2 protein-coding genes, 1 tRNA gene and 1 pseudogene are annotated in these 3,129 nt (G+C 64.5%); 1 reads left to right on the top strand and 3 read right to left on the bottom strand.

Annotated features, from left to right (window positions below):
• Together WAW17_RS07055 and WAW17_RS07050 are read right to left on the bottom strand one after the other, a co-directional pair.
• Positions 1-306: transglycosylase family protein (locus WAW17_RS07055; protein WP_422332284.1), on the bottom strand; the 306-nt coding region annotated here is incomplete at its 3' end.
• Between the two features lie 484 nt (positions 307-790).
• Positions 791-1,120 (bottom strand): annotated as a pseudogene (locus WAW17_RS07050) (transglycosylase family protein); the annotation flags it as partial.
• Between the two features lie 440 nt (positions 1,121-1,560).
• Here WAW17_RS07050 and WAW17_RS07045 point away from each other — a divergent pair.
• Positions 1,561-1,637, top strand: a tRNA-Met gene (locus tag WAW17_RS07045).
• Between the two features lie 84 nt (positions 1,638-1,721).
• Here WAW17_RS07045 and WAW17_RS07040 read toward each other — a convergent pair.
• Positions 1,722-3,129: acyl-CoA synthetase (locus tag WAW17_RS07040; RefSeq protein WP_422332283.1), on the bottom strand; the 1,408-nt coding region annotated here is incomplete at its 5' end.

The raw sequence follows: 3,129 nt of genomic DNA, 5'->3' as shown, positions 1-3,129 counted from the left end.
GGCGCCGGGGCCCTGAGTCTCGAGAACGTTCTCGGCGACGCGGATCTGCTCGGCCTTGGATGCGTGCGACGCGGTGCCGCTGCCACCGTTGGCTTCCCAGGTGCTCTGGGAGAACTGGAGGCCGCCGTAGTAGCCGTTTCCGGTGTTGACGGCCCAGTTGCCGCCGCTCTCGCACTGGGCGACGCCGTCCCAGTTGTGAGGGGCGGCGGCTGCCGTCCCGGTGCTGAGGCCGAGGGGGAGGGCGACGACGGCGCCGGTCACGGCGATCCAGCCGAGGGCGCGCTTGCTGATGGTGCGTGTGGTCATGCGGGGTGAATCCTCTCCGCGCTTGCTGGCGTGGCGGGCCTGCGGGGACGGCATCGTCGTCGTCAGCCCGGGCCTGTTGTGCGCCGCGTCCCTGCCCCTCGAAGGATTGGGGATTCCGAACCCGCGGGGCAGAGCTAGCAGCGGCGGGCCGGCTTTCGCCCGGTTGTTTCGGGCCGAGAGCGACCGTACGGGAGGTCGGCCACGAATTCACCCGGTCCGGTGCCGAGGCCGTGGCCCGGGCAAGAACCTCGGCTTCGAGCGTCTGCGCAGGTCAATCGGTGTCGAGATCTCTCTCGGAGCAGGTTCGTTACCCCACCGTTATGTGGCCCGTATCACGAGGTTCTTGTGCCGCAGTTCACGTCCTGGGCGCCCCGAAAGCGGTTGCCGTCGCGGACCGAGACGCGTTGCGGGAGTGGGGAAGGGCCCCGCGGCAGTGGTGCACGCGGGACCCTTCTCGATCCTGCCGGTCCGGATCAGCGGATCAGAGGTACTGTCCGCACACCGGCCAGGCGCCGGGGCCCTGGGTCGCCAGTACGTTCTCGGCGACGCGGATCTGCTCGGCCCTGGATGCCTGTGACGCGCTACCGCTGCCACCGTTGGCTTCCCAGGTGCTCTGGGAGAACTGGAGACCGCCGTAGTAGCCGTTCCCGGTGTTGATTGCCCAGTTTCCGCCGCTCTCGCATTGCGCGACGGCGTCCCAGTTGCCGGAGGCGGCAGAAGCCGTGCCGGCGCCCAGGCCGAGGGGAACGGCGATGACGGCTCCGGACAGTACGACTGCGCCCATGGCGCGCTTGACAATGTTGATGGTGCTCATGTGAATGGAGTCCTCTCCGCGTCTGCTGACGAGATATGCAGTGTGGTCACGGCTGGAATGCCGTCCATCGATCTGTTCTCGTCCCTGCCCCACGAGGTGTCGGGAGTCCGAATCCCGCGGGGGCAGGTCTAGCTGCGGCGGGTCGGCGTGTGCCCTGCTGTTTCCGGGCTGACACCAAACGTACGTTGTGATCACGGAATGGTCACGGGCCGGTTTTTTGCGACGACCGTCCAAATAGTGAGATCAACATCGCGGGTTTTCGCAGGTCGCACCCCAGAGTCGGCCATTCGTGAATATCGATTTCGGGATGGATTTTGTGACGAGCTTCACGCACTTTCGGTAACGGATGGGACTCGAGAGGTCACCGGGCGGCCACTGATCGGCCGGTTTCGCCACGATTTGCATTGCGTTCGTTCGCTCGTGTAACTTCATTCATGCAACGCGGGGTGGAGCAGCTCGGTAGCTCGCTGGGCTCATAACCCAGAGGTCGCAGGTTCAAATCCTGTCCCCGCTACCACAGAAAAACCGGCGCCCCTTTCTCGGGGGGCGCCGGTTTTCTCGTTCTCGTGTTCTCCATCTCGGATGGTGCAGCCGTCTCGCCTTACGCGTCTGTCTCCAGCAGTCTCCGCCGGAGCAGTTTCCCGGTTGCGTTTCGGGGCAGTTCGTCGATGAACTCGATGTCCCGGGGCACCTTGTACCGGGCGAGGTTCGCTTTGACGTAGTCCTTGATTTCTTCGGGGTCTTGCGCACTTCCAGGGCTGGGAACGATGAAAGCCTTGAGTCGCTGACCGAATTCGGGATCCTCGACACCGACCACTGCCGCCTCGATCACGTCTTCGCGGTCGGCGAGCAGGTTCTCGACTTCGAGTGGATAGACATTCTCACCACCCGAGACGATCATGTCGTCGTCCCGTCCGTCCACGAAGAGAAGTCCGTTGCGATCGAAATGTCCTACGTCACCTGTGGAGAGAAGGCCGTCGAGGCGTTCCTTGTCGCCACCGTCGGTGTAACCGGCGAAGCTGAGACCGCTTGCGACGAATATTCGGCCGATGGTCTCTGGCTCGGTGATCCTTTGCCCCGCATTGTCATACAACGACACATGGCACGTCACCGGCGGCCGTCCGGCGGTTCCGGGAGCCTTGGCGAGGTCTGCAGGCGTCGCCACGGTGGCGACGGCGCATTCGGTGGAGCCGTAAAGGTTGTGCAGCACTTCGCCGAATGCTGCGTGCGTCCGTTTACAAAGGTCTGGGGACAGCGCGGATCCGGCGGCGAAGATGATCTTCAGGCTCGATGTGTCGTATCGGGACAACACTTCCGGTCCCAGGTCGACGATGCGCTGCAGCATGGTGGGCACCACCACCAGTGTGTCGCACCGATGCTTCTCGATCAGGCGAAGAGTGTTCTCGGGATCGAACTTTCGTTCCATGACCACGGTCTGCTGCAGTGCCAGTGCGAGGGCGAACTGCGATACGCCCGTCCCGTGAAATGCGGGTGCGGCCATCAGCATCGTCTGGCCGGGGCGCAGGGGAACCCGGTCGAGAAACTGAGCGGACGCGAGGGGCGACGTGTGTCCGCGGGGTGCACCTTTCGGTGTACCGGTCGTGCCGCTGGTGAGCAGTACGAAGCCCCCTTCCGTCGAAGGTGGTGGTGCCGATCGGCGATCGCGGCCCTCCATCAGATCGTCGAGGTTCCGCACCTGCGAAACAGTGTCGCTGTCCGCCCAGGCGCGGTACCTGATCGTGCCTTCGGGAAGGGCCGCTGCGACAGCGGCGAATTCGTCGTCGTAGACGAACGCCTTCACCTGCTCCCGTGTTGCGACGTCAACGAGTTGAGGGCGGGCGAACCCGGTGTTCATCAACACCAGTTTCGTGCCGTTCTTGGCGGCGGCGAGCATGGTGAGCACCAGGCCGCGGTGGTTACGGCACATGCAACCCATGACGGACCCTGGGGTGATGCCTTCGGCCTGCCATGCTCGGACCAGAGCGTTCGATTGCGCTTCGATGTCGCCG

It is taken from the genome of Rhodococcus sp. (in: high G+C Gram-positive bacteria), from assembly GCF_049286785.1.
GTDB lineage: Bacteria > Actinomycetota > Actinomycetes > Mycobacteriales > Mycobacteriaceae > Rhodococcus_F.
This window is presented reverse-complemented; position numbering and strand designations above follow the sequence as displayed.